We start from the raw sequence: 23,300 nt of genomic DNA on the forward strand, positions 1-23,300 counted from the left end.
GACGGGGCACCTAGCCCTTGCCCACGCTCCGCCAGAGGAGATAGGCCCCGGCCCCCACCAAGGCCAGGGGGAAGGCGTAGGCCAAGAGGCCCTTTAGCCCCTCGCTGGCGAGGCCCAAGGGCACCAGCACCCCCAAGGCGGGCCAGAGGGCCCAGCGTTGCCCCAGGAAGAAGAGAAGGCCAAAGGTGAGGGCAAGGCCCACGAAGAGGAACCATCCCGCCTCCACCCCCAGGAGGCCCTCCACCAGGGCCACCAGGGCCAGGGTCAGGAGAACCCCGCCCGGGATGACCGCCCACCAGTGGTCCCGGTGGACGGCGAACACCGCCCAGAACCCCAGCCCAAGCCCAAGGAGGAAAAGGGCCCCGCTGACCGCGCCTTCGCCCAGAAGAAGGGCAAGCCCCAGGCCCAAAAGGCCAAAGCCCGGAATGAGGGCCCACCAGAGCCCCCGGTCCTGCCCATAGGCCACCAGGAAGCCGCCCCCGCCGCCCAGGAGGAGCACCCCCAACAGCACCCGCCCCAAGGCCAACCCCAGGTTTTGCAAGAGGAGAAGCACCCCCAGGAGAACCAGGGTCAGCCCCAGCACCCACCCGCCGCCCTTAGCCACCTTCGGCCTCCTTTCCCCTCCAGCCTAGGCCCTTAGCCTGCCAGGAGGAAGGGTATAATGCCCCTTGGCCTTGGCCCGCCAAGGCCAAGGAGGTGGAGCTTGAACCTGCACGAGTATCAAGCCAAGGAGATCCTGGCCCGCTACGGGGTGCCGGTGCCCCCCGGCAAGGTGGCCTACACCCCGGACGAGGCCAAAAGGATCGCCGAGGAGTTTGGCAAGCGGGTGGTGATCAAGGCCCAGGTACACGTGGGCGGCAGAGGCAAGGCCGGGGGCGTGAAGCTGGCGGACACCCCGGCCGAAGCCTACGAGAAGGCCCAGGCCATCCTGGGCATGAACATCAAGGGCCTCACGGTGAAGAAGGTCCTGGTGGCCGAGGCGGTGGACATCGCCAAGGAGTACTACGCCGGCCTCATCCTGGACCGAGCGCAAAAGCGGGTGGTCCTCATGCTCTCCAAGGAGGGGGGCGTGGACATCGAGGAGGTGGCCGCCGAGCGCCCCGAGGCCATCCACAAGTTCTGGATCGACCCCCACAAGGGCTTCCGCGCCTTTGAGGCCCGGGAGATGGTGAAACGGGCGGGCCTCGAGGGCAACCTCAACAAGCTGGCCCAGGTGCTGGTGGCCCTCTACCGGGCCTACGAAGGGGTGGACGCCTCCATCGCCGAGATCAACCCCTTGGTCATCACCGCGGACGGCCAGGTGGTGGCCGCCGACGCCAAGATCGTCCTGGACGACAACGCCCTCTTCCGCCACCCGGATCTGGCGGAGCTCAGGGAGATCGAGGCCGAGCACCCCCTGGAGGTGGAGGCCAGCAACTACGGCTTCGCCTACGTGAAGCTCCAGGGCAACATCGGCATCATCGGCAACGGGGCGGGCCTCGTCATGTACACCCTGGACCTGGTAAACCGGGTGGGCGGAAAACCCGCCAACTTCCTGGACATCGGGGGCGGGGCTAAGGCGGAGGTAGTCTATAACGCCCTCAAAGTGGTCCTTAAGGACCCCGACGTGAAGGGGGTGTTCATCAACATCTTCGGCGGCATCACCCGCGCCGACGAGGTGGCCAAGGGGGTGATCCGGGCCCTGGAGGAGGGCCTCCTCACCAAGCCCGTGGTCATGCGGGTGGCGGGCACCGCCGAGGAGGAGGCCAAAAGGCTCCTCGAGGGCAAGCCCATCTACATGTACCCCACGTCCATTGAGGCGGCCAAGGCCATCGTGGCCATGGTGGGAGGTGCGGCGTGATCCTGATCAACCGCGAAACCCGCGTCCTGGTCCAGGGCATCACCGGCCGGGAAGGGCAGTTCCACACCCAGCAGATGCTCGCTTACGGCACCAAGGTGGTGGCGGGAGTGACCCCAGGCAAAGGGGGCACGGAGGTCCTGGGCCTCCCCGTCTACGACACGGTGAAGGAGGCGGTGGCCCACCACGCCATCGACGCCTCCATCATCTTCGTGCCCGCCCCCGCGGCAGCGGACGCCGCCTTGGAGGCCGCCCACGCAGGGGTTCCCCTCATCGTCCTCATCACCGAAGGCATCCCCACCCTGGACATGGTGCGGGCGGTGGAGGAGATCAAGGCCTTAGGAAGCCGCCTCATCGGCGGGAACTGCCCCGGCATCATCAGCGCCGAGGAGGCCAAGATCGGCATCATGCCCGGCCACGTGTTCAAGCGAGGCAAGGTGGGGCTCATCAGCCGCTCCGGCACCCTCACCTACGAGGCGGCGGCCGCCCTCTCCCAGGCGGGCCTGGGCACCACCACCACCGTGGGGATCGGGGGCGACCCCGTCATCGGCACCACCTTCAAGGACCTCCTTCCCCTCTTCAACGAGGACCCCGAGACCGAGGCCGTGGTCCTCATCGGGGAGATCGGCGGCTCCGACGAGGAGGAGGCGGCGGCCTGGGTGAAAGCGCACATGAAGAAACCCGTGGTGGGCTTCATCGGCGGCCGCAGCGCCCCGAAGGGCAAGCGCATGGGCCATGCTGGGGCCATCATCATGGGGAACGTGGGCACCCCGGAGTCCAAGCTGAAGGCCTTCGCCGAGGCGGGCATCCCCGTGGCCGACACCATCGACGAGATCGTGGAGCTGGTGAAAAAGGCCTTGGGTTAGACCACACCCCTTTTCCCCGCCGTGGCCTGCACCACGGCGGGGCGTTTATACCCTCCCCGTGGCCTCGGCCATCCGCAAAAGCCTCTCCCCGTGCCCAGGGGTAAGCTCCCCCGGCCTAAGCCGCCAGGCCCAGTTCCCCGAGGGGCGTCCGGGGTAGTTCATGCGGGCCTCGCTGCCCAAAGCCAGGACGTCCTGGACCGGGTAGACAGCCAAAGCGGCCCTCGAGGCCATCCCCAGGCGCATGAGGGCCCAGGGCACCTCTTCCTCCCCCCGGAAGGCAATGCCCCAGTCCGCCAGGTAGCGCTCCAGAAAGGCCCGCTCGTGGGGGGTGGCCGTGCGATACCAGCCCAAGGTGGTGTCGTTGTCGTGGGTGCCGGTGTAGACCACCACCCGGCCGTGCTCCGGGTAGTTGTGGGGCAGGAAGGGGTTTTCCATCCCGTTGTCAAAGGCGAACTGCAAAACCTTCATCCCCGGCAGGCCAAAGCGGTCCCTAAGGGCCTCCACCTCGGGGGTGATGACCCCCAGGTCCTCCGCCAGGATGGGGACCTTCCCGAAGGCCTCTTGGATGCGTTCAAAAAGCCTCTCCCCCGGGGCCTTCACCCAGCGCCCCTCCACCGCCGTGGGGCAGGAAGCGGGGATCTCCCAGTAGGCCTCAAAGCCGCGGAAGTGGTCGATGCGCACCAGGTGGAAAAGCTCCAGGGCCTTGCCCAGGCGCTCGATCCAGAAGGAAAACCCCTCTCCCTCCAAGACGTCCCAGCGGTAGAGGGGGTTCCCCCAGCGCTGCCCCGTTTCCGAAAAGTAGTCGGGGGGCACCCCAGCCACCACCGTGGGGCGGCCTTCCCCGTCCAGGTGGAACCACTCGGGGTGGGCCCAGACCTCCGCCGAGTCCTCGGCCACAAAGATGGGCATGTCCCCGATGATCTCTAGACCTAAAGCCTCCGCCTCCCCTTTCAAGGCCTCCCACTGCCGGAAGAAAAGCCACTGGGTCCAAGCGTGGAAGGCCACCTCCTGAGAGAGGGCCAAAGACGCTTCCCTTAAAGCCCTTTCCTCCCTCAGGCGTAGGGGCATGGGCCAGCGGTTCCAGGGAAGGCCCCCGTGGTGGGCCTTCAAGGCCATGAAGAGGGCGTAGTCATCCAACCAGCTCCTTTCTTGGTCCCAAAAGGCCTGGAAGGCCTCCTTTTCCTCCCGGCCAGCCCGCTCCTGGAAACCCCGGAAGGCTTCCCTAAGCGCCGGCCACTTCCAGGCGTAAAGCCCCCCGTAGTCCACCCGGCCCTCGGGGAAGCCGGGATCCTGCAAGCGCAGGTACCCCGCCTCCGCCAGGGGGCGGAGGTCGATGAGGTAGGGGTTCCCGGCGAAGGCGCTGAAGGACTGGTAAGGGGAGTCTCCGTACCCTGTGGGGCCCAGGGGGAGGACCTGCCAGTACCTTCCCCCCGCCTCCTTGAGGAAGCGGAGGAAGGCCCGGGCTTCTTCCCCAAGGACACCCACCCCGTAGGACCCGGGAAGGCTTGTAGGGTGGAGGAGCAGGCCGTAGGCGCGCGGCAGTTCCATGCCCCGAGTCTACTCCCCTGCTGGAAGAGCTTCCAGAGGCAAAAGGCCCACCCCCATGGGGCAGGCGCACCGTTTCGGCCTCGAGGGCCTAAGTGTCCGCACGCAAAGGTTGCCTCTTCGGCTAAAGCCAAAGCAGCTTGCTCATGGCTTCTTTGGGGCCCCCCCGCNAAGAAGGTCCGGGTCTCCGAGTTGAGGAGGAAGCCGCTTTCCAGGCCCAAACGCAGATCGGGGGAGATGGCGCTTAGGGTGAAGTTAATGCCCAAGGCAACACCAGGGTGCACGAAGAAACGCCCTTCCTCCTTAGCTCCCCCACCCGTGCGGTTCAGGTAAGCATAGCCCACGTAGAGCCTAGGAGCCAAGTACGCTTCCCCCACCTGGGTGGGAATGGGGAAAGGATAAGCCAGGTCCAAAGCGTAGCCCCACCGCCGCTCCTCGTAAGGCGTACAGGTTTGGGTGCTAGGATCCCAGTCGCACCCTGAGTAATAGTCGGAACCCAGGCCCAAACCCAAGGCCACCTCACCCCGGTAGCCCGCCTCCAAGTAAGCGCCCAACCCCACGGGGGCCACGCTCAAATAAAAACTATCCCTCGCTACCCCCAGGGACAAGCCCACAGCGGTAGCCGTGACGTGGAAACCATCCTTAGTGGAACGGGCATGGAGGGGTGTCCCTGGGAAAGGAGCCGTTAGCCTCCCCTGGGGCGCAGGATAGACCGCCGAAGGAGCACATCCCGCCAAGAGCGCCGCCACTCCCAAAACCACAGCCAGACGCTTCTTCATAGCAAAATTAAGCTACCAGGTTTCCCTTAAAGGCTTCAAGTTCTCCGCAACACCTTACCCTACTTTGTTTCCCTTCTCGTCGTAAACGTAAAAGCCCCGGCCCGTCTTGCGGCCCAAAAGCCCCGCCTGCACCATGCGGCGGAGGAGGGGCGAAGGACGGTACTTGTCGTCCCCGAAACCCCGGTGGAGCACCTCCATGATGGCCAGGCAGGTATCCAGCCCGATGAAGTCGGCAAGCTCCAAGGGCCCCATGGGGTGGTTCATCCCCAGGCGCATGATGCCGTCGATGGCCTCCTTGGTGGCCACCCCTTCCCTTAGCGCCTCCACCGCCTCGTTGATCATGGGCATGAGGAGGCGGTTGGAGATGAAGCCGGGGTAGTCCTGGACCTCGAGGGGGGTCTTCCCCATCCGCTTGGCCACCGCCACCACCACGTCCCGAGTTTCCTCGGAGGTGAGCTCCCCGCGGATCACCTCCACCAGGGCCATAAGGGGCACGGGGTTGAAGAAGTGCATGCCGATGAAGCGCTCGGGCCTTCCCGAGTAGCGGGCCAGGGCGGTGATGGGGATGGAGCTGGTGTTGCTGGCCAAAATGGCCTCTGGTTTAGCGATGGCCGCCAGGCGCTCAAAGAGGCGGCGCTTTTCCCCCTCGTCCTCCACGATGGCCTCCACGATGAGGTCCGCTTCCGCCAACTCCTCCAAGCGCAGGCTGGTGCGGATACGCCCCAAGGCCTCGTCGTGGGCCTCCTGGGTTAGCTTGCCCTTCTCCAGGAACTTGCCCAAAGAACGCCGGATGGCGGCGAGGCCCCGCTCCAGGAAGCTTTCCGCCACATCCACCAGCACCACCTCAAAACCCGCCTGGGCCGCCACCTGGGCGATCCCGCTTCCCATCTGCCCTGCGCCCACCACGCCAATCCTCTTAACCTCCATACCGCACCTCTCCGGGCTATTTTACGCCCCGGAAGTTCACGAGAAGAACGCCAAGGAGAGCTAGCCCTCCTCCCAGGAGGGAGAGGGGGCTCGGCACCTCGCCCAACCACAGGTAGGCGATGAGGATGGCCAGGACCGGGGAGAGGTAGAGGAAGCTGGAAAGGCGGGAGGCCGGGGTGCGGGAGAGGGCGTAGGTCCAGGTGAGGTAGGCCAGGGCTCCGGGAAAGGCACCGAGGTACAAGGTGGCGAGGAGGGCAGGCCGGGGAGCGGTGCGGAGGGCCTCGGGAAGCCCCGGCAGGAAGAGGAGGAGGGGCAGGGTGCCCAAGACCAGGGTGTAAACGGTCATCTCCCGGCTGTCGTAGCGGGCGAAGAGGGGCTTTTGCAGCACGAAATAGAAGGAGGTGGAAAGGGCGGAGAGGAGGATGAGAAGGGCCCCTGGGCTGAAGGCGAACCCGCCGCCCTCCCCGAAGCCGATGAGGGCGGCCCCCAGCAGGGCCAGGCCGAACCCCAAGACCCCCAAGGGCCTGAGCCGCTCCCCAAGGAGGAGGTAGGAGAGCAGCGCGGTGAAAACCGGCCCCGTGGCGATGAGGAGGCTCGCCGCCCCCGCGCTCACCCAAAGCTCCCCGTAGACCAAAGCCGTGTGGTAGAGGGTGATGCCCAAAACGCCCAGGAGGAAAAGCCGGGGCAGGTCCTCCCTCCGGGGGGGGCGGAGGCCTGTGGCCCTGGCGTAGAGGAGGAGGAGGGCGCTGGCGGTGAGGAAGCGGAGGAGGACCAGGTGCCCTGGGGAAAGCCCCTGGAGCCCCGCCCGGATCCCCGCGAAGGCGCTGGCCCAGAAAAGGATGGTGAAAAGGGCCGCCCCTAAGGCTCTAGGCTCCATGGGGAAGCACCAGATAGTAGAGCCCTTGCTTCAGGAAACCCCGCTCCAGGAGGGCGTTCACCTCCCTCGCCCCCACCTTCTGCACCCGGTCCTTCACCTCCGCCAGGGAGAGGTAGCGGCCGGTGTAGAGGTACTCCATCCCCAGGTGGAAAAGCCGCCCCATCGGGGTCTCCCCGGCGAAGACCAGGCCCGTGGCCAGGGGGGTCTTGGCCCTTTGCACCTCCTCCTCTTTCACCCCTTCCCGCTCCAGGCGCGCCAGTTCCCCGTGCAGGGCCTCGAGGACCGCCTCCTTATGGGCGGGGTCGGCTTGCACGTAGGCGTGGAAAAAGCCCGCCCCATCCGCCTCCTCGTGGCCGAAGGAGGCCGTCTCCGCGAGGCCCGTGTCCACCAGGGCGAAGTGGAGCCGCCCCGAGCCCTCCTCCCCCAGGAGGTGGGCCAGGACCTGGGCGGCAAAGCGTTCCTCCTCCTGGTAGCTTACCCCGGGGAAAAGGCCCACCAAATAGAGGGCCCGGGCCTTCTCGTAGGGATGCTCCTCCATCCCCTGGACCGGGTTTAGGGTCGGGTAGACCCTCTCCGCCTCCCCTAAAGGCCAATCCTCCGTAAGCCTTTCCGCCTCGGCCACCAGGGCCTCGAAGTCTACCTTTCCCGTGGCGGCCAGGACCATGTTCCCAGGAAGGTAGCGCCTTGCGTGGTACTGGGCCATCTGGTCCCGGGTGAGGGCCGTGATGCTTTCCACCGTCCCCAGCACGCTATTTCCCAAGGGGTGGCCGGCGAAAAACCGGGCCCGGGCCCAGTCGTAGGCCATGAAGCCGGGGCGGTCCTGGTAGCGGGCGATCTCCTCCAGGATCACCTTCTTCTCGGTGTCAAAGTCCTCCTGGCGCAAGGCGGGGCGCATGAGCCTGGAAAAGAGTTCCAGAAGGGGAAAGGCGAACTCCGGCAACACAGCCCCGTAGAAGACCGTGGCCTCCTCGGAGGTGAAGGCGTTGTACTGGGCCCCCATCCGGTCAAAGGCCAGGTTCACCGAAAGGGCGTCCATCCCCTCGGGCCCCTTGAAGACCATGTGCTCCAGGAAATGGCTGACCCCGCTCTCCTCGGGGGCCTCGTCCCGGGCCCCGGTCTTCACGAAGTAGCCCAAGGCCACGCTCCTGGCCTCCGGCACCACCTCGGCGATGACCCGGAGGCCGTTTTTGAGGCTTGCCTCACGAAACATGCGCCACCTCCCCCAAAAGCCCTACCCACGGGTTCCGGTAGGGATGGGATCGCAAGAAGGCGTTCACCGCCTCCAGCGTGGTTCCCTCTATGGCCGCCTCGATCTCCGCAAGGGGCCGCACCCGCCCCAGGGCGAAGAGGTCGCGGGCCATGGAGCCCGCGCGGGCGCGGACCGACTCGTCCGCCATCACCAAGGCGGTCTTGAGGCCCACCTTGGCCCGGGAAAGCTCCTCCTCCGTAACGCCTTCCGCCAGGCGCTCCATCTCCGCCAGCATGACCCTTAGGGTTTCCCCGGCCCTCTCCTTGGTGGTGCCCCCGTAGGCCATGAGAAGACCCTGGCCCCGCACCCCGGCAGGAAAGGCGCTCACCGCGTAGACCAGTCCCCGCTTCTCCCGCACCTCGGTGAAAAGGCGGCTACTCATGCCCCCAGAAAGGACCTCGAGGGCCAACCGGGCCGCATAGAAACCAGGGTGGTCCGGGCCCACGTCGGGATAGGCCAGGCCGATCTGCACCTGGGCGGTGGGTCGCTCCACCTGGAAGCGGTGGGGCTCGGAAAGCTCCGGCGAGGGGTAAAAGGCCTCCTCCCCTTCCCAGGCCAAAAAAGGCTCCAAAGCGGCCTGAAGCCTTTCCCAGGAAACCCCACCCGCCACCGCCAGGATGGCCCCTTTGGGGGTGTAGCGCCTTCCAAAGTCCTCCCGCAACTCCCCCGCCGCAGCCCCCTTGAGGTCCTCCTCCCGCCCCACTGGATCCCGCCCGTGGGGGGAGCGGAAGACCCGGCGCCGGAGCTCGGAGAAGAGCTTCCTTGCAGGCTGGTCCTCCTGGGAGAGAAGGGCCTGCAAGGCCACACTTTTCACCGCCTCCAGGGCCTCCTCAGGGAAGCTGGGACGGGTGAGGAGAAGGGCGTAGAGGCGGAAAACCTCCTCCAGCACCTCCGGCAAAAAGGCGGCGGTAAAAAGGGTGTACTCCAGCCCCGCCCCGCTTTGCCGCCTGACCCCTAAGGCGTCTAGGGCCTGGGCCAGGCCCTGGGCGTCCAGCTCCCCCGCCCCCTTCCAGAGCCAACCCTCTATGAGGGTACTGGCCCCCAAAAGCCCCTCAGGCTCGTTCACCGCCCCGGCGGGCACCAAAAGCTGGAAGGCCACCCCGGGGTAGTCCCGCTCCTCCAGGGCCACCAGAAGCCCATTGGGCAATCGCTCCACGCGGCTCACAGGGCTAAGGGTATCATGGGGAGCGTGAGGGAAGGGGAACTCAGGGAAAGGCTCCTTAGGCCCATCCTGCGGGAGATCAAGGACGGGGCCAAGGACCAGGTGGTGGTGGGGGGCCTCGAGGGCCTCATCCAGAACCTGGCCCGGCCCTTTCCTCACCTCCAGCGCCTCTTCCAAGGCTACGGGGAGAAGACCCCCCAGGAGCGCCTTCCCATCCTGGAGGAAGCCCTCCGCCTCCTGACGAACGGTGCTCCCCCTCCCCAGGCCACTCCCTCGGCCCCTGGGCGGCCCCCCTCGGGAAAGCTCTCCCCCAAGGACCCCGCCCACCTCCTAACCCCCCCGCAAAGCCGCAAGAAACTCTCCGAGCTAGCCCTGCACACGGTGCGGGATGTCCTTCACTACTACCCCCGCCGCTACGAGGACCGAAGGGCCCTCCCCGGGGTGCGCTATCTGGAGGAAGGCCAGAAGGCCACCCTTTTCGTGAAGGTACTCTCCAAGGAACTGGTCAAGACCCCCAGGAAGGGGATGCAGGTGGTGCAGGTGCGAGCCCAGGACGCCTGGGGCTGGCGGCTCACCCTGGTCTGGTTTAACCAGCCCTGGGTCCTCTCCCAGATCCAGGAGGGCGCCACCCTCATCGTCACCGGAAGGGTGCAAAGGCGGGGCGGGGTGCAGCTTTATGTAGAGCACTTTGAGGACGAGGGCACGGAGTCCCTCTCCACCGGGCGCATCGTCCCCATCTACCCCGCCAAGGAAGGGGTGGGTCAGGCCTTTTTGCGCCGCACCGTCCACCGGGCCCTGGAGATGGCCCTCCCCCTCCCCGACCCCCTGGAGCCCTACCGGGAGGAACACCGCCTCCTGGGCTACACGGAAGCCCTAAGGGCCATCCACTTCCCCGAGGACGAGGAGGCCCTGAAAGGGGCCCTCCTCCGCCTCAAGTTCGACGAGTACCTCCTCCTGGAGCTCAAGGCCCTGCTGGACGCCGGGGGCATGGTCCTGGGGCGCAGCTTTCGCGTGGAAGAGGCTTGGGTGGAAGCCTTCAAGAAGGCCCTCCCCTTCCCCCTCACGGGGGCCCAGGAACGGGTCATGGCGGAGATCGCCAAGGACATGCAAAGCCCCCGCCAGATGGCCCGCCTCCTCCAGGGGGATGTGGGCTCGGGGAAGACGGTGGTGGCGGCCTTCGCCCTCTACCTGGCGGCCATGAACGGGGCCCAGGGGGCCCTCATGGCCCCCACGGAGATCCTGGCCAAGCAGCACTACCAAAACCTCACCCGCTACCTCTTCCCCCTGGGGGTGCGGGTGGAGCTCCTTTTGGGCTCCATGAGCCAGAGGGAGAAGGAGGCGGCCACGGGGAGGCTCCTTTCGGGGGAAGCCCAGGTGGCGGTGGGCACCCACGCCCTCATCCAGGAGGGGGTGGGCTTCCGAGACCTCGGCCTCGCGGTGGTGGACGAGGAACACCGCTTCGGCGTCCTCCAGCGGCGGGCCCTGCTGAAGCTGGCCAAGGTTCCCCCCGATGTTCTGGTGATGTCCGCCACCCCCATCCCCCGCTCCCTGGCCCTGACCCTTTACGGGGACCTCGAGGTCAGCATCCTGGACGAGATGCCCCCGGGGCGCAAGCCCGTGAAGACCAAGGTCCTCCCCCACCGCCTGCGCCTCCAGGCTTACGCCTTCGCCCGGGAGGAGGTCAAAAGGGGGCACCAGGTCTTCGTGGTGGCCCCGGCCATCGAGGAGTCCGAGGAGCTGGACCTGAAGGCGGCCACCGCCCTTTACGAGGAGCTTAAAGGGCTCCTCCCCGAGGTGCGCATGGCCCTCCTCCACGGCCGGATGCCCGCCCGGGAAAAGGACGGGGTGATGGAGGCCTTCCGCCAAGGGGCCTTTGACCTTTTGGTGTCCACCACGGTCATCGAGGTGGGGGTGGACATCCCCCGGGCAACCCTCATCATCGTGGAAAACGCGGAGCGCTTCGGCCTGGCCCAGCTTCACCAGCTGAGGGGCCGGGTGGGGCGGGGGGGCCTTCCGGGCTACGCCATCCTCGTGGCCGGGGAAGCGGGCCAGAAAACCCTCAAGCGCCTGCGGGTGCTGGAGGAGTCCACGGACGGGTTCTACATCGCCGAGATGGACCTGAAGCTAAGGGGCCCTGGGGAGCTCAGGGGCACAAGGCAGTCGGGGTATCCGGAGCTCAAGCTGGGGGACCTGGCGGAGGACACGGAGGTAATCGAACGGGCCCGGGCCCTGGCCCGGCGCATCCTGGAAAAGGACCCCGACCTCTCCTTGCCGGAGCACCAGGCCCTAAAGGAAGAGCTCAGGGCCCAGGCGGAGCGCATCGGCTTCCGGGAAGTCATTTGAGGCCCTCCCTGCCCTGGCGAGGCCAGAGCAGGGCCCCCAAAGGAAGGCATCCCATGGCCCACCTCAAAGCCCTCCCCCACCCCCACCTGCCCGCCTTCGCCTCCGAAGGGGGTACCTTGCGGGCGGAGGGCTTGCGGGCGTACCTCCTCGCCCTGCGGGAGGTTTACCTCCCCTACGCCCCCGTGCCCCCGGTGGTCCTCTACGTGCTCTCGGAGCGGGACTGGCGGGCCCGGCTTCCCCATCCCTACGGCCTTCCCTTCCAGCGGAGCGAGGGGGGCACCCTCGCCCTCTACGCCCCCCTCCGCTACCCCGAAAGGCTCCTCCACCGCCTGCGGGAGGTCCTCCTCTCCCTGGGGCCGCCCCCGGGGGAGATCCCCGCGTTCTTGGACCTGAACCTGGGCCACGAGTACGCCCACGCCCTGCAGGTGGCCTGGCGCCTGCGCACGGGGGCCAGGTGGCTGGACGAGTTCTTTGCCAACTACCTCTTTCTCCTGGGCCTAGAAAGGGCCAGGCCAGAGTTAGCGAAGCACCTCCTCTCCTGGAGCGCGTACCTCTCGCGCCTAAGCCCTGCCACGCGTAGCCTTTCCAGCTACGAAAGGCGCCGGGGGAGCCTGGAAAGCGCCCTGTGGTTCCAGGCCCAGTTCACGCTAAAGGCCCAGGCGCTTTTGGAAGAGGACGGGGACCGCCTCCTCAACGCCTTCCTGGAAGCAGCCCCCTTGGACCGGAAGAAGGGGCACCGCCTCCTCCTGGCCCTCTACCCCGAGCTGCGGGATTGGTTCGCCGCTTTCGGCCTCAGGGGCGCACCCGGGTCGGGGTCTGCCCTTCCGCCAGGTTCCTAAGCCACTCCAGGAAGGAGACCTCCCCCACCTTCAAGGTGTAAAGCTCCGGCCGAGGCAGGATGCAGTGCTGGCTCCCAGGGGCCAGGTAGAAGGTGTAGTTTTCCGCCTGGGCAGGGGCGGAAACCGCCCGCAAAGCCCCTTCCGCCCACTCCCGGGCGGTGGCCTCGCTGGGGGCGCGCTCCCCCTTCATGAGGCCGTAGAAGAAGATCTGGGTGCCGTCCAGGAGGGTGGTGTACTGGGCGAGGCGGGCCTTGGGGAAGGCCTGGGCCAGGGCCAGGTAGATTTCCGCCACCTGGGGGTTTGGGGAAAGGCCGGGAAGCTCGGGCAAACGGGGGTTCCACACCTGAAAGCCCGGGAAGCCCTCGGTGCGCACCCCCACCCCCGCATCCCCGCAGACCGCCACCTGGGCGTTCTTATAGGTGGCGAGCACCTTGTCCGCCCAGAAGACCGCCCCATAGGCCCCGGCGGAGCAGCCGGTCACGAAAACCCGCTCGGCGTTAGTGTGGTTGCGGAAGGCGTATTCCAGGGCCGCCAGAGCGTTCCTGGCCCCCTGGTGGTACACCTTAAAGCCCCCGTAGTCCACGGTGGCCCGGCCCACGTGCAGATCGCCGGTGCAGTAGGGCACGAAGATGTGGGTCCAGCCCTGGAAGGGGTTGGCCACGCTCAAGCGGTTGTAGATGCCCTGGGCCAGGAGGAGCTCCTGCACGTCCACCCGCTTGCGGTAGGTCTGGCTCTCCGGCCCACAGGTGGCCGCATTCCAGCAGGCCCCTCCCCCCTGGAAGTCGATGACCACCTTCTTAGGGTCTCCCGGGCTCACGTAGAAGCGGTAGGGGGACCCGTCGGCGCAGACACCCCCAGGAACCTCCACCGCTTTCCAGATGGCCTCGAGGCCCTGGGCCAAAGCTAAGCCCAACAGCAACAAGAAGGCAAAAAGCCGCTTCACTTTCCACCTCCGCCCCGAGTCTATAGAAGCGCTTGGACCAGGTCAAGCAAAAGGGCCACAAGGTGCCTAAACAAGTACCCGGTTGCGGCTTGCGCCGCAACCGGGGCCCCTAAGGGAGCTAGAAGACCGCCTTGTGCAGGATGTCGGTGACGGAAACGATGCCGATGACCTCGCCCTGGATCACGGGGGCGCGGCGGATGCCGGTGTTGGCGAAGAGGCGGGCCACGTACTCCACCGCCAGGTCGGGGTTTACGGTGATTACGGGCTTGGTCATGATCTCGTGGACCTGTACCGTGGCCGGGTCCTTGCCGTAGGCGATGACCTTGTAGACGATATCGGTTTCCGTGACGATGCCGTAGGCGTCCTCCTCGCTGCGGCGCTCCACAATAAGGGCGCGGAGGCCTGTTTCCTTCATGAGGTTGATGGCCTCCTTCACCGTGGCCGAGCCCTGGATCTTCACCACCTCGGTGGACATGATGTCCTTCGCCTTCTTCACGACACACCTCCTTGCCCGGGAGGAGGCAGCTTGGGCTTTCCGGGCAAATCTAACATACCCCGAAGGGTATCGGGCGCTGTAGGGACAAACCTCCCTTTCCTTTGATGCAACAAAAGCATCCCATAAGCCCTTTCCCCGCCCTCACGCCCACTCCGCCCGGCTTCCCGAGGGATGCTTGCGCACCAACAGCCTTGCGGGAAGCCGCTCCGCCAAGGCCTCCACGTGGGTAACGATGCCCACCAACCGCCCCCGGGTCGGGAGGCTTTCCAGGATCCCCGCCACCCCCTCGAGGGCCTCCGGGTCCAGGGTGCCGAAACCCTCGTCCAGGAACAGCGCCCCCAACCGCCCCCGGGAGAGCTCCTCGGAAAGGGCCAGGGCCAGGGAGAGGCTGGCCAAAAAGCTTTCCCCCCCAGAGAGGGTCTTGACCGAGCGCTTGGCCTCGGTCCAGAGGTCCAGCACCACATACTCGTCCCCCTGGGAAAGGAGGCGGTAGCGCCCCTGGGAGAGGGTGGCCAGAAGCTCGTCCGCACGCTCCACCAGGCTCCGCTGCCTGAGGCCCAGAAGGTAGGCCGGGAAGTTGTGCTGCTGCAGATCCAGGGCAAGCTTTTCCCAGAGGGCCACCTCCCGCACCACCTCGGCCACCCGCCCCTCCAGTACCCGCTTCCGCTCCAAGAGCCCCTCCAGCTTCCCAAGCCGCTCCCGGAGCACCGCCTCCTCCTGCCGTAGGCGCAGGGCCTGGGCCTGGGCCGCTTCCAGGTCCTTCTGCACCTGCCGCCACCGGACCTCAGCCTGCGGTAAGGGCACTTCCCTTTGAGGAGGCAAAGCCCGGAGCTCCGCCTGCACCTGGCGAAGCTCCTCCTCGTGGGCCCTCAGGCGGGCCTCCAGGGCCTGGCGCTCCTCGGGGGACAGGTGGAGGGCCAACGCCTCCGCCTCGGGCATCAGCCCCTCCACCCGCTCCCGGGCCTCCGCCACCGCCTTGGCCTGCTCCTCCTCCCGGGCCTTGAGGGCGGAAAGGGTCCGCTCCAGGCCTTCCAGCTCCGCGGCCAAGGCCCGGTCCCGCTCCTCCTTGGCCTCCAGGCTCCTGAGCTCCCCTTTGAGCCCTGCCAAGTAGTCCGCCACGGGCCGCCCCCCGGTGCGCTCCTCCAGGTAGCGGTACAGCCCTGCCGCCAGGGCCCGCTTCTCCTCTTCCAAAGCGGCGAGCGCCGCCTCCACCTCGGCCAGCTCCGGGGCCTTCGGCCCCCGCCTGCGCCGGGCCTCCTCGGCCTTCAGGTGCTCCACCTCCCGCTCCAGGGCCTTCGCCTCCCCCAAAGCGGTGCGGTAGCGGTCGCGAAGCTCTTCCAAGCGCGCCCTGGCCTCGTCCACCAGCCTGACCAAGGCGGCCTCATCCCCGGGGACAGGTTCCGCCCCCAAAGTGGCCAGGGCCTCGGCCTTGGCCGCCCACTCCCCCGCTATCTGCCCCAAGCGGCCCTCCACCCGGCGCAAAGCCCCCTCCAACTGGCGGCGCTCCCCGGAAAGGTCCCTCCCCTTTGGCCTGGGAGGCAGGGCGTGAACCACCCCCCCGCAGAGGGGACAGGGCTTCCCTGGCTCCAGGAGGTCATGGTAGGCGAGGAGGCCAAGCCGCCGTTCCTCCTGGACCAGCTCCGCTAGGGCCGCTTCCAGGCTCCTGCGCTCCTCTAAAAGCTCCTGGCGCTCCCGCTCCAAGGCCGTCAGGGCCTCGTGCAGGCGGTGGGCCTGGGCGGCCTTCAAGGCCGCTTCCTGTTGCTCCAGACGGGCCCTGGCCTCCTTTCCCTCCTCCTCCAAAGAGGCCAAAAGCGCCCTTAGGGCCGCCAACGCCTCCTGCTTTTCGGAAAGCCGTGCCCTTACCTCCCGCCACTCCCTAAGGGCCTCCGCCTCCAGCCGCAGGGGAACCTCCCGCTCCAGAAGGTTCTCCAGGGCCTCGGGGTCCACGCGGGGCGAGGGGTGCTCCCTAACCCCCACCCGCCGCCAGAGGCGCTCCAGGGCCACAAGGCCCTGGGCCTCCAGCAAGGCGGTGCGCAGGCGTTGCAGGGCCTCGAGGTCAAAGGCCAAGGAACGCCGCTCCCGCAGGAGGGCTTCCCTGCGGGCTTCCTCCCGCCGAAGGGCCTCCTGGGTAGCAGCTAAGGCCCGCTCCCTTTCCCTCAGCTGCCGCCAGAGGGGCAAGGCCCGCTCCGCCTCTTCTGCCCGCTCCAGGCGGCGGCGCACCTCCTTTAGGCCCTCCGCCTCCCCCTCCAGCCGGGCCAGGCGGGCCAGGAGTTCCTGGCGGCGACGGGCCGTCTTCCACTGGTCTTCCGCCTCCTTAAGCGCCTGTTCCAGGCGCCTAACCTCGCCCTCCCACCGGGCCACCTCCCCCTCCACCCGCGCGAGCTCTGCCTCCAGGGCCGCCTTGGCCTCCGGGGATGCCGCCTCCAGGGTCAAAAGCTCCCCTTCCAGCCGGGCCTTCTCCTCTGCGAGGGCCGCCTTCCGCTGCGCCGCCTTCTCCCGGGCCCGTTCCAGCCGGGAAAGCTCAAAAAGGTCCAGAAGGAGCCGCCGCCGCTCCTTGGCCTCTCCCTTCAGAAAGCGGTCAAACTCCCCCTGGGGCAGGAGCATGGCCCGGGTGAAGGCCTCGTAGGAGAGGCCCAGGAGGTCCTGGAGGGCCTCGTTGAGCCGGTCCAGGGTCTCCAGGGGCACGAGCCGCTCCCCCTCAGGGCGCACCTCAAAGAGCCTGGCCTCGGTCTTCTTCCCCCGGGCCCGCTCCACCCGGTAGACCCGCCCCCCCACCTGGAAGGCCAGGGCCACCCGGGCCTCGAGGGCCGCCGGGTGCTTGAGCTCGGCCACGGTGTGCCCAAGCCGGGGCACCCGGCCGTAGAGGGCGTAGGCAAGGGCGTCCAGGAGGGTGCTCTTTCCGCTGCCCGTGGGCCCGGTGATGGCGAAGAGCTCCACATCGGAGAAGTCCACCTCCTGCCGCTCCCGGTAGGGGCCGAAGCCCTCAAGGGTTAAGCGCAAGGGCCTCATGCTCCACCTCCTCCAGCACCTGGGTGAAGCGCTCCACGAGGGCCTCCTCCTTGCGGCCCCGCTCCTCCAGATACTTTCCGTAGGCTTCCACGAAGCCTGCTTCCTCCGTTTGGCCCTCCCCGCCTTCCTCCACCAGGACGCCCGAGGTTTCCACCGAGAGCAGGCGGGGCAGGGAGGCGAACAGCCGCTCTTTGACCACTGGGGCCAGCCGCCCCTCCACCACCAGGCGCAGGTAGCCGGGAAACCCCTCCACCTCGGCCAAGCGGGCGTCCAGCTCCTCGGGGCGGAGCCTAAGGGTCTTGAGGGGCCTGCCCCAGCGCTCCCGGATGGGGTGCACCCGGGCAAGGCCCGAAAGGGGAAGCTCCACCAAAAGCGCGCCCCGCTCCGCCTCCTCCCCTTCCCCGAAGTCCAGCTGCACCAGGCTCCCCGGGTACCAGGCCAGGGGGGCCTCGGCCACCTGCTGCTGGCGGTGGATGTGCCCCAGGGCCAGGTAGCGGGCGCCAAGGGGCAAGGCGGCGTGGGGGACCGCGTAGCTCCCGGTGAGGTGAAAGACGAACTCCCCCGCCCCCGGCCTGGCCCCCTCCACGGCGAAGTGGCCCAGCATCAGGGGGCTTTGCAGGTTGGCCAGGATGCGGCGCATGGCCTCCCCGTAGCTGCGGTGGCGCTCCCCCTCCTCCTGGAAGATCTTCTTCACCAGGACCCGCTCGGAAACGAAGGGGAGGAGGGCGGCCTCCAGCCCCCCCTTTAGCGGCACCACGCCCCCCTCCTCCCGCAAAAGGGGCCTCCCCCGCACCTCCGCCCCCGCCAGGGCAAAGAGGGGGGCAAGGGCCTCGAGGCGCTCCTTGGGATCGTGGTTCCCCGCAATGACCAAAGCCGGCACCCCAAGCTCCCTAAGCCGCAGGAAAAACTCCACCGCATGGGCCTCCGCCTCCGAGGAAACCTGGGGGCGGTCAAAGAGGTCGCCCGAGACCACCACCAGCTCCACCCGTTCCTCCCTCACGATCTCCAGAAGGCGCTTGAGGGCCTGTCCAATCTCGGGGGTCCGGTCCACGCCCCTTAATACCTTTCCCAAATGCCAGTCGGCGGTGTGCAATAGGCGCATACGCTCTCCCTATGCTACCCTGGTCCTCCTTTTCTGGACGGCCAGGCCCCCTCAGGCCCTAGTGCGCGTGTCCGTGCCCCTCCCCCGGCCCCCCCTTCCCCCCCTGGAAGGCCCAGGCGGCCACCAAGGTGGTGAGGGGCACCGCCAAAAGAAGCCCCAAGGAGCCTAAGACCATGCTGGCGATCTCCGCGGCGAAGGGCTCGGTGTTGAGGAGGAAGCGCAAGGGGGTAGGGTCCTTGGTGAGGAGGAGGAACAGGGGCAAGGAGCCCGCGGCGTAGGCCAGGACCAGGGTGTTCACCAGGCTCCCGATGTGGTCGTAGCCCACCTCCATCCCCCGGCGGTAAAGCTCCCCAAGGCCGAAGCGGGGATTGGCGTGGCTCAGGGCCTGGACCACCGCCGCCTGGGTCACGCTCACATCGGTCAAGGCCCCCAGGGTGCCCACCACCACCCCCGCCAGAAAGAGGGAGAGGAGGTCCACCCCGCCCCACTGCCGGAGGAGGAGGGCTTCCTCCGAGGCCAGGCCGGTGAAGGCCATGGCCCGGGTGAAAAGGAGGGCAAGGAAGAGCACGAAGGCCACGGAAAGCAGGGTACCCAGCAAGGCCGCGGTGGTCTTCCGGTTTACCCCGTGCACCAAGTAGATGGTGAACAAGAGAACCCCCACGCTCCCCAGAAAGGCATAAAGGAGGGGGTTGCCCCCCGCGGCCACGCTGGGCACCACCCAGTAGACCACCACCAAGAGGCTCAGGAAGGTGCCCATAAGCCCCCTCACCCCCTTGCCCCGACCCAAAAGGGTGGCCAGAAGGACAAAAAGCCCTAAGAGCAAGCCCATCCAGGGCAGGCGGTCGGGCTCCGTGACGTAAAGCCTCCCCCCCTCCCGGTAGAGGAGCACCCGCTCTCCCGGGCGAAACCCACCCCCGTCCGCAGGGAGCTGGGCCCACTCCACCCTCCCCCCCACCTCCACCTGGGCCAGGCCCCGCTCCGTTTCCAAGAGCAGCACCCGGCCCAGCAGGTACTCCCCACCCCCTTGAGCCCAGGCGGGCAGAAGCCAGAGGAAGGCCAGGAGGAAAAGCCGCATGCCCCCACTCTACCCGTCCCGCATGAAAACTTCTTCTCAAGTTGCTATCCTGGGGGCATGGAGCGCTCCACACGGCAGCGGCGGGCCATCCGGGAGGCCTTCCTCGAGGCGGGCCGTCCCCTATCCCCCCAGGAGGTGCTGGAGCTGGCCAAGCAAAAGGTACCCTCTTTGGGCCTGGCCACGGTTTACCGCACCCTGAAGGGACTGGTGGAGGAGGGCTTTCTCACCCCGGTGGCCCTTCCCGGCGAACCCTCGCGCTACGAGCCCGCGGGCCGGGAGCACCACCACCACTTCCTCTGCCGCCTCTGCGGCAGGGTGTTTGAGCTTTCCGGTTGCGACCTGACCCTGGAAAGCCACCTGCCCCCCGGCTTCCTGGCCGAGGGGCACGAGGTGACGGTTTACGGCCGTTGCCCGGACTGCGCCTAGGGGCGACCTGGGGAACGCTTCAAGGCCGCATCCACCTCCGCCTGGGAGAGCAGCTGGGCCCGGTAGGGCTCCTTGGTGATGGCCGAAAGGTTTCCCGCAAAGGCCCTCAGGTGGTTCCAGGAACCTTGCATGAGGTTCTGGTACACCGCCACGATATCGGGCCGCTGGGTCTGCGCCAAACGCACCCGCAGGTCTTGGATGTCCAGCTCTTCTATGTAGGCCCCCACCGCCAAGGCGGCTTGGAGGGAAGCCTGCCCCTTGGCCACGAGCTCCTGGTACAGCCGGGCCAGCTCGGGGTTGCTGAACTCGCCCACGCCCTTACCCTGGGCAGGATCGGGCAGGCCGTAGGCCGCGAGCAGGCGCGCCACCGCGGCCATGTGTTGCTTCTCGCTGTGGGCAATGTTCTGGAAGGCCGGGATGGGGTAGAGCTTGCCCAAGGTCAGGTACACGTCCCTCGCCAGCTTCTCCTCCTCCCGCATCCACAAAAGCCCCTCGCGCTCTTGGGGCGTCAGGGTGGGGGCGGGGGAAGCACCCACCTGCGCCGCACCCACGCCCAAGACCACCGCCACCGCCGCTGAAGTTAACGTCCAAAGCATGCCTCGCATCTGCACTCACCTCCCGGCCCTAGGGCCGAACCCCAGCCTGCGGGAAGGGCGGTGAACCGGGTAGCCTCGCCCTGTGAACCCATCATGAACGCCTACTCCCAGGCTGGGTAGAGGTGCCAAGGCTGGCTCCAACGGACCTCCTCCAGGGCCCCGTCAAAGCGCACGATGGCGGCCAGCCGGGCCCGCGAGTAGACCCGGTGGGGCTCCTTGGGGATGAAGGCGGTCACGATGTCCACATGGCGAGGGGCGGCGTACTCCAAAACCACGTGCAGGGGAAGCCTTAAGCGCGGAGGAAAGACCATGTACCCCAGGACCAGCATCCTTTGGTCCTCAGGGTAGATGGCCAGCTCCCGCCCCCACTCCAAAGCGCGGAGCACATCCAGCTCGGTAAAACCCTCCTGGAGCATGTGCTTGGCCACGTGGGGCCCCAGGCGGTAGCGGCCTTCCCGGAGGTGGGGGAGAAGGTCGGCTAACCTACGCAGCTTCCTCACGCATACCCACCCCCTTTGCCCCAGTCTAGGACCAAGGGCAGGGAGAAGTGTGGGCTTCAGCGGTATGGACCCAGGGCCCCAGGGTCCCGCACCGCCAGGAAGGCCCCGTACACCCGGCTCGCCCCGGCCTCGAGGAGGGCCCCTTTGGCCCGCAAGAAGGTGGCCCCGCTGGTGAGGACATCGTCCACCAGGAGCCAGGCCCCCGCCACCTGGGCCTGGGGAGCGAAGAGGTCCTGGGGCAGGTAGGCGCGGCCCCGCCCCCGGGTGGGCTGGCTGGGAGCGTAACGTACCCGCCGGAGGACCCGCCGGTAAGGGAGCCCCAGAAGCCGGGCCACCTCCTTGGCCAAGAGCTCGGGGGGGTTGTAGCCCCGAAGAAGGAGGCGGGGCAGGAGGGTGGGTACCGCCGTGACCCCAGCCAGCTTCCAGCCCCGTTCCCGCACGCCAAGGGCCAAAGGCTCCGCAAGGAGGGGGGCCAGGCCAAAGCGCCGCCGGTACTTGAGGGCCCGGGCCACCCCCCCCACCCGGCCGTAAAGGCCCAGGTAGACGGCATCCCCAGCGGCCAAGGCCCGGAGGCCTGCCCGGCAACGGGTGCAAAGCAGGGGGGCGTCCAGCCTCCCCCCGCAGCCTGGGCAAGCGTGGCCTAAAAGCCCCTCAAGTAAGCCCCAGGGCATCCCGAAGAGCCTCTTCAAAGGGGGGGTAGAGCACCCCCTTCTCCGTGATGATCCCCGTGAGGAAGCGGTAGGGCGTCACGTCAAAGGCCGGGTGGTAGGCGGGAAAACCCGGGGGGGCCAGGCGCACCCCCCTTAGCTCCAGCACCTCCTCCGGGGGCCTTTCCTCAATGGGGATGCCCTCGCCCGTGGAGAACTTGGGGTCCACCGAGGCCAGGGGCAAAGCGGCGTAAAAGGGTACCCCGTGGTGGTGGGCCAGCACGGCCAGGGCGTAGGTGCCGATCTTGTTGGCGAAGTCCCCGTTTAAGGCCATGCGGTCCACCCCCACGATGACCGCATCCACCCGGCCCTGGGCCATGAGGAAGCCCGCCATGTTGTCGGTGATGAGGGTGGCGGGAACCCCCGCCTTCTTTAGCTCGTAGGCGGTGAGGCGGGCTCCCTGCAGGTAGGGCCTGGTCTCGTCCACCCAGACGTGGGCCACCCGCCCCTGGCGGTGGGCCTCCACGATGGCCCCCAAGGCGGTGCCGTACCCCCCGGTGGCCAGGGGGCCGGTGTTGCAGTGGGTGAGGACCTGGCCCCTTAGCACCTTGGCCCCGTGGAGGCTGATGGCCTTTTCCGTGGCCTCCACCTCCCGCCAAAGGGCCCAGGCCTCCTCCAGGCTCCCCTCCAGGTCCCCCCAGTGGGCCCGCATGCGGTCCAGGGCATGGAAGAGGTTCACCGCCGTGGGGCGGCTTCGCCGCAGGAGCTGGTCCGCCTCCTCCGGGTTTTCCCCCCTAAGGTGGGCCAGGACCATGCCGAAGCCCGCGGAAACCCCAATGGCTGGGGCCCCCCGCACCACCATGGCCCTTATGGCCTCGGCCATCTCCCTTGCGGTGCGCACCGGCACCCAGACCTCCTCCAGAGGGAGCTTCCTTTGGTCCAGGAGCCAGAACACTCCCTCCTTTTCCTCAAAGCGGAAGGGCAGGACGCGCTCCACGGCCACAAGCTTACCGGAGGCGGAGGACCTTGTCGTCATTGGGGCGCACCCGGCCGCGCCCGTCCCGGTTGGAGGTGGTGACCCAAAGGGCCCCGTCCGGGCCCAGTTGCACCTCCCTCAGGCGGCCATAACCCGATAGGGCGGTTTCCACCCGCACCACCCGCCAGTGGCCCTTTTCCCCCTCGAGGACCAGGCGCAGGAGGGCCTCCCCCCTCAGGCCCGCCACATAAAGCACCCCCCGCCAAAAGGCCAGGTTTCCCGGGGGGAAGCCCTGGGGCCAGAGGTAGAGGGGGTCTTGGTAGCGGGGATCGTTCCCCCGGCCCACCACCCTGGGCCAGCCGTAGTTCCCCCCAGGCAGGATGCGGTTCACCTCGTCGTGGCCGAAGCCCTGCTCCCCGCTCGGCCCGTGCTCGCTGGAAAAAAGCTCCCCCGTTTCCGGGTGCCAGGCCAGGCCCTGGGGGTTGCGGTGGCCGTAGCTGTAGATCTCGGGCCGGGCGCCGGGCCGCCCCAGAAAGGGGTTCCCAGGTGCCGGGGCCCCTTCGGGGGTGATCCGGAGGATCTTCCCCCCCAGGGAGGCGAGGTCCTGGGCCAGCTCCCGCTCGTACACCTCCCCCGTGGTCACGTAGAGCATGCCGTCGGGGCCAAAGGCAATGCGCCCCCCGGAGTGCAAGCCGTGGGCGCGGGCGGGGATGCCGTCCAGGATGACCCGGTCCAGGACGCCCCTTTCCCCGTGGTGCCTTAGGCGCACCACCTGGTTCCGGAGGCCTCCTTCCTCCACGGTGCGGTAGGCGTAGAGGTAGGGCTCCTGGGGGAAGCGGGGGTGGAGGGCGATCCCCAAAAGCCCCGACTCCCCCCGGGCGTAGACGGAAAGCTCCGCGTAGAGGGAAGCCCTTCCCCCCCACACCAGGCGGATGCGCCCAGGCCGCTCGGAAACCAGAAAGCCGCCATCGGGCAGGAAGGCCAGGGCCCAGGGCACCTCGAGGCCCCCCACCACCTCCTCCGCCCTAAGGCCCTGCCCCTGGGCAAGCCCCAGGCCCAAGAGCCCCGCCAGCACCCGCCTCCGCGTGAGCATCCTTTCCCCCTTG

At 67.9% G+C, this 23,300-nt stretch carries 21 protein-coding genes; 5 read left to right on the plus strand and 16 right to left on the minus strand.

Annotated elements, in window-relative coordinates; genetic code table 11:
* Window positions 1–10: 10 nt before the first annotated feature.
* The gene (locus L1088_RS00920) at window positions 11–604 is read right to left on the minus strand and encodes a hypothetical protein (protein ID WP_234553327.1); all 594 of its coding nucleotides are present in this window, start codon (window positions 602–604) and stop codon (window positions 11–13) included.
* A 99-nt stretch (window positions 605–703) separates the two neighbouring features.
* Between L1088_RS00920 and sucC the strand changes: the two genes are divergently transcribed.
* Together sucC and sucD are read left to right on the plus strand one after the other, a co-directional pair.
* Window positions 704–1,840: an ADP-forming succinate--CoA ligase subunit beta gene (gene sucC, locus L1088_RS00925; protein WP_038047126.1), complete on the plus strand. Its 1,137-nt coding sequence runs from the start codon at window positions 704–706 to the stop codon at window positions 1,838–1,840.
* Complete coding sequence (gene sucD, locus L1088_RS00930) at window positions 1,837–2,703, plus strand: succinate--CoA ligase subunit alpha (protein WP_234553328.1); 867 nt, start codon at window positions 1,837–1,839, stop codon at window positions 2,701–2,703. The genes sucC and sucD overlap by 4 nt, the downstream gene beginning before the upstream one ends.
* 45 nt (window positions 2,704–2,748) lie before the next feature.
* Here the strand turns inward: sucD and malQ are convergent, their stop codons facing one another.
* The 5 genes from malQ to L1088_RS00955 form a co-directional block, all read right to left on the minus strand.
* The gene (malQ, locus tag L1088_RS00935; protein ID WP_234553329.1) at window positions 2,749–4,251 is read right to left on the minus strand and encodes a 4-alpha-glucanotransferase; all 1,503 of its coding nucleotides are present in this window, start codon (window positions 4,249–4,251) and stop codon (window positions 2,749–2,751) included.
* Between the two features lie 830 nt (window positions 4,252–5,081).
* On the minus strand, window positions 5,082–5,954 hold the full coding sequence (locus L1088_RS00940) for a 3-hydroxybutyryl-CoA dehydrogenase (protein ID WP_234553330.1): 873 nt from the start codon (window positions 5,952–5,954) through the stop codon (window positions 5,082–5,084).
* Window positions 5,955–5,970: 16 nt separating this feature from the next.
* Complete coding sequence (locus tag L1088_RS00945) at window positions 5,971–6,831, minus strand: DMT family transporter (RefSeq protein ID WP_135259398.1); 861 nt, start codon at window positions 6,829–6,831, stop codon at window positions 5,971–5,973.
* On the minus strand, window positions 6,821–8,041 hold the full coding sequence (locus L1088_RS00950; RefSeq protein WP_234553331.1) for a M16 family metallopeptidase: 1,221 nt from the start codon (window positions 8,039–8,041) through the stop codon (window positions 6,821–6,823). The genes L1088_RS00945 and L1088_RS00950 overlap by 11 nt, the downstream gene beginning before the upstream one ends.
* Window positions 8,031–9,245, minus strand: a complete 1,215-nt coding sequence (locus L1088_RS00955) for a M16 family metallopeptidase (RefSeq protein ID WP_234553332.1) — start codon at window positions 9,243–9,245, stop codon at window positions 8,031–8,033. Before L1088_RS00955 ends, L1088_RS00950 begins: the two co-directional genes overlap by 11 nt.
* A 15-nt stretch (window positions 9,246–9,260) precedes the next feature.
* Here L1088_RS00955 and recG point away from each other — a divergent pair, with 15 nt between their 5' ends.
* Both recG and L1088_RS00965 read left to right on the plus strand, forming a co-directional pair.
* Window positions 9,261–11,585, plus strand: coding sequence for an ATP-dependent DNA helicase RecG (recG, locus tag L1088_RS00960; RefSeq protein ID WP_234553333.1), 2,325 nt, complete (start codon window positions 9,261–9,263; stop codon window positions 11,583–11,585).
* Window positions 11,586–11,638: 53 nt separating this feature from the next.
* Window positions 11,639–12,424 (plus strand): hypothetical protein, encoded by a 786-nt coding sequence (locus L1088_RS00965; RefSeq protein ID WP_038047153.1) that lies wholly within the window; start codon window positions 11,639–11,641, stop codon window positions 12,422–12,424.
* Here the strand turns inward: L1088_RS00965 and L1088_RS00970 are convergent.
* The 5 genes from L1088_RS00970 to L1088_RS00990 form a co-directional block, all read right to left on the minus strand.
* A complete protein-coding gene (locus L1088_RS00970; protein ID WP_234553334.1) occupies window positions 12,378–13,367 on the minus strand; it encodes a pectin acetylesterase-family hydrolase in 990 nt (329 codons plus the stop codon). The two genes, L1088_RS00965 and L1088_RS00970, sit on opposite strands and share 47 nt — an antisense overlap.
* A 118-nt stretch (window positions 13,368–13,485) precedes the next feature.
* Entirely contained in the window at window positions 13,486–13,863 is a 378-nt protein-coding gene (locus L1088_RS00975; RefSeq protein ID WP_234553335.1) for a CBS domain-containing protein, read from the minus strand.
* 141 nt (window positions 13,864–14,004) lie between these two features.
* Window positions 14,005–16,872: an AAA family ATPase gene (locus tag L1088_RS00980; RefSeq protein ID WP_234553336.1), complete on the minus strand. Its 2,868-nt coding sequence runs from the start codon at window positions 16,870–16,872 to the stop codon at window positions 14,005–14,007.
* The gene (locus L1088_RS00985) at window positions 16,847–17,974 is read right to left on the minus strand and encodes a metallophosphoesterase family protein (RefSeq protein WP_234553337.1); all 1,128 of its coding nucleotides are present in this window, start codon (window positions 17,972–17,974) and stop codon (window positions 16,847–16,849) included. The genes L1088_RS00980 and L1088_RS00985 overlap by 26 nt, the downstream gene beginning before the upstream one ends.
* 58 nt (window positions 17,975–18,032) lie before the next feature.
* Entirely contained in the window at window positions 18,033–19,049 is a 1,017-nt protein-coding gene (locus L1088_RS00990; RefSeq protein ID WP_234553338.1) for a YibE/F family protein, read from the minus strand.
* Between the two features lie 57 nt (window positions 19,050–19,106).
* Between L1088_RS00990 and L1088_RS00995 the strand changes: the two genes are divergently transcribed.
* On the plus strand, window positions 19,107–19,475 hold the full coding sequence (locus L1088_RS00995; RefSeq protein WP_234553339.1) for a zinc uptake transcriptional regulator: 369 nt from the start codon (window positions 19,107–19,109) through the stop codon (window positions 19,473–19,475).
* On the opposite strand, the gene L1088_RS01000 is transcribed toward L1088_RS00995, so the two are convergent.
* The 5 genes from L1088_RS01000 to L1088_RS01020 all read right to left on the minus strand — a co-directional run bounded on the left by L1088_RS01000 (window position 19,472) and on the right by L1088_RS01020 (window position 23,287).
* On the minus strand, window positions 19,472–20,080 hold the full coding sequence (locus L1088_RS01000) for a DUF2202 domain-containing protein (RefSeq protein WP_234553340.1): 609 nt from the start codon (window positions 20,078–20,080) through the stop codon (window positions 19,472–19,474). The two genes, L1088_RS00995 and L1088_RS01000, sit on opposite strands and share 4 nt — an antisense overlap.
* A gap of 92 nt (window positions 20,081–20,172) precedes the next feature.
* A complete protein-coding gene (locus L1088_RS01005) occupies window positions 20,173–20,571 on the minus strand; it encodes a DUF4258 domain-containing protein (protein WP_234553341.1) in 399 nt (132 codons plus the stop codon).
* 56 nt (window positions 20,572–20,627) lie between these two features.
* Window positions 20,628–21,242 (minus strand): ComF family protein, encoded by a 615-nt coding sequence (locus L1088_RS01010; protein WP_234553342.1) that lies wholly within the window; start codon window positions 21,240–21,242, stop codon window positions 20,628–20,630.
* On the minus strand, window positions 21,223–22,215 hold the full coding sequence (gene mtnA, locus L1088_RS01015) for an S-methyl-5-thioribose-1-phosphate isomerase (protein WP_234553343.1): 993 nt from the start codon (window positions 22,213–22,215) through the stop codon (window positions 21,223–21,225). The genes L1088_RS01010 and mtnA overlap by 20 nt, the downstream gene beginning before the upstream one ends.
* Window positions 22,216–22,225: 10 nt before the next feature.
* Complete coding sequence (locus L1088_RS01020) at window positions 22,226–23,287, minus strand: PQQ-dependent sugar dehydrogenase (RefSeq protein WP_234553344.1); 1,062 nt, start codon at window positions 23,285–23,287, stop codon at window positions 22,226–22,228.
* Window positions 23,288–23,300 lie beyond the last annotated feature (13 nt).

It is taken from the genome of Thermus caliditerrae (assembly GCF_021462525.1).
In the GTDB taxonomy this organism is placed as follows: Bacteria; Deinococcota; Deinococci; order Deinococcales; family Thermaceae; genus Thermus; species Thermus caliditerrae.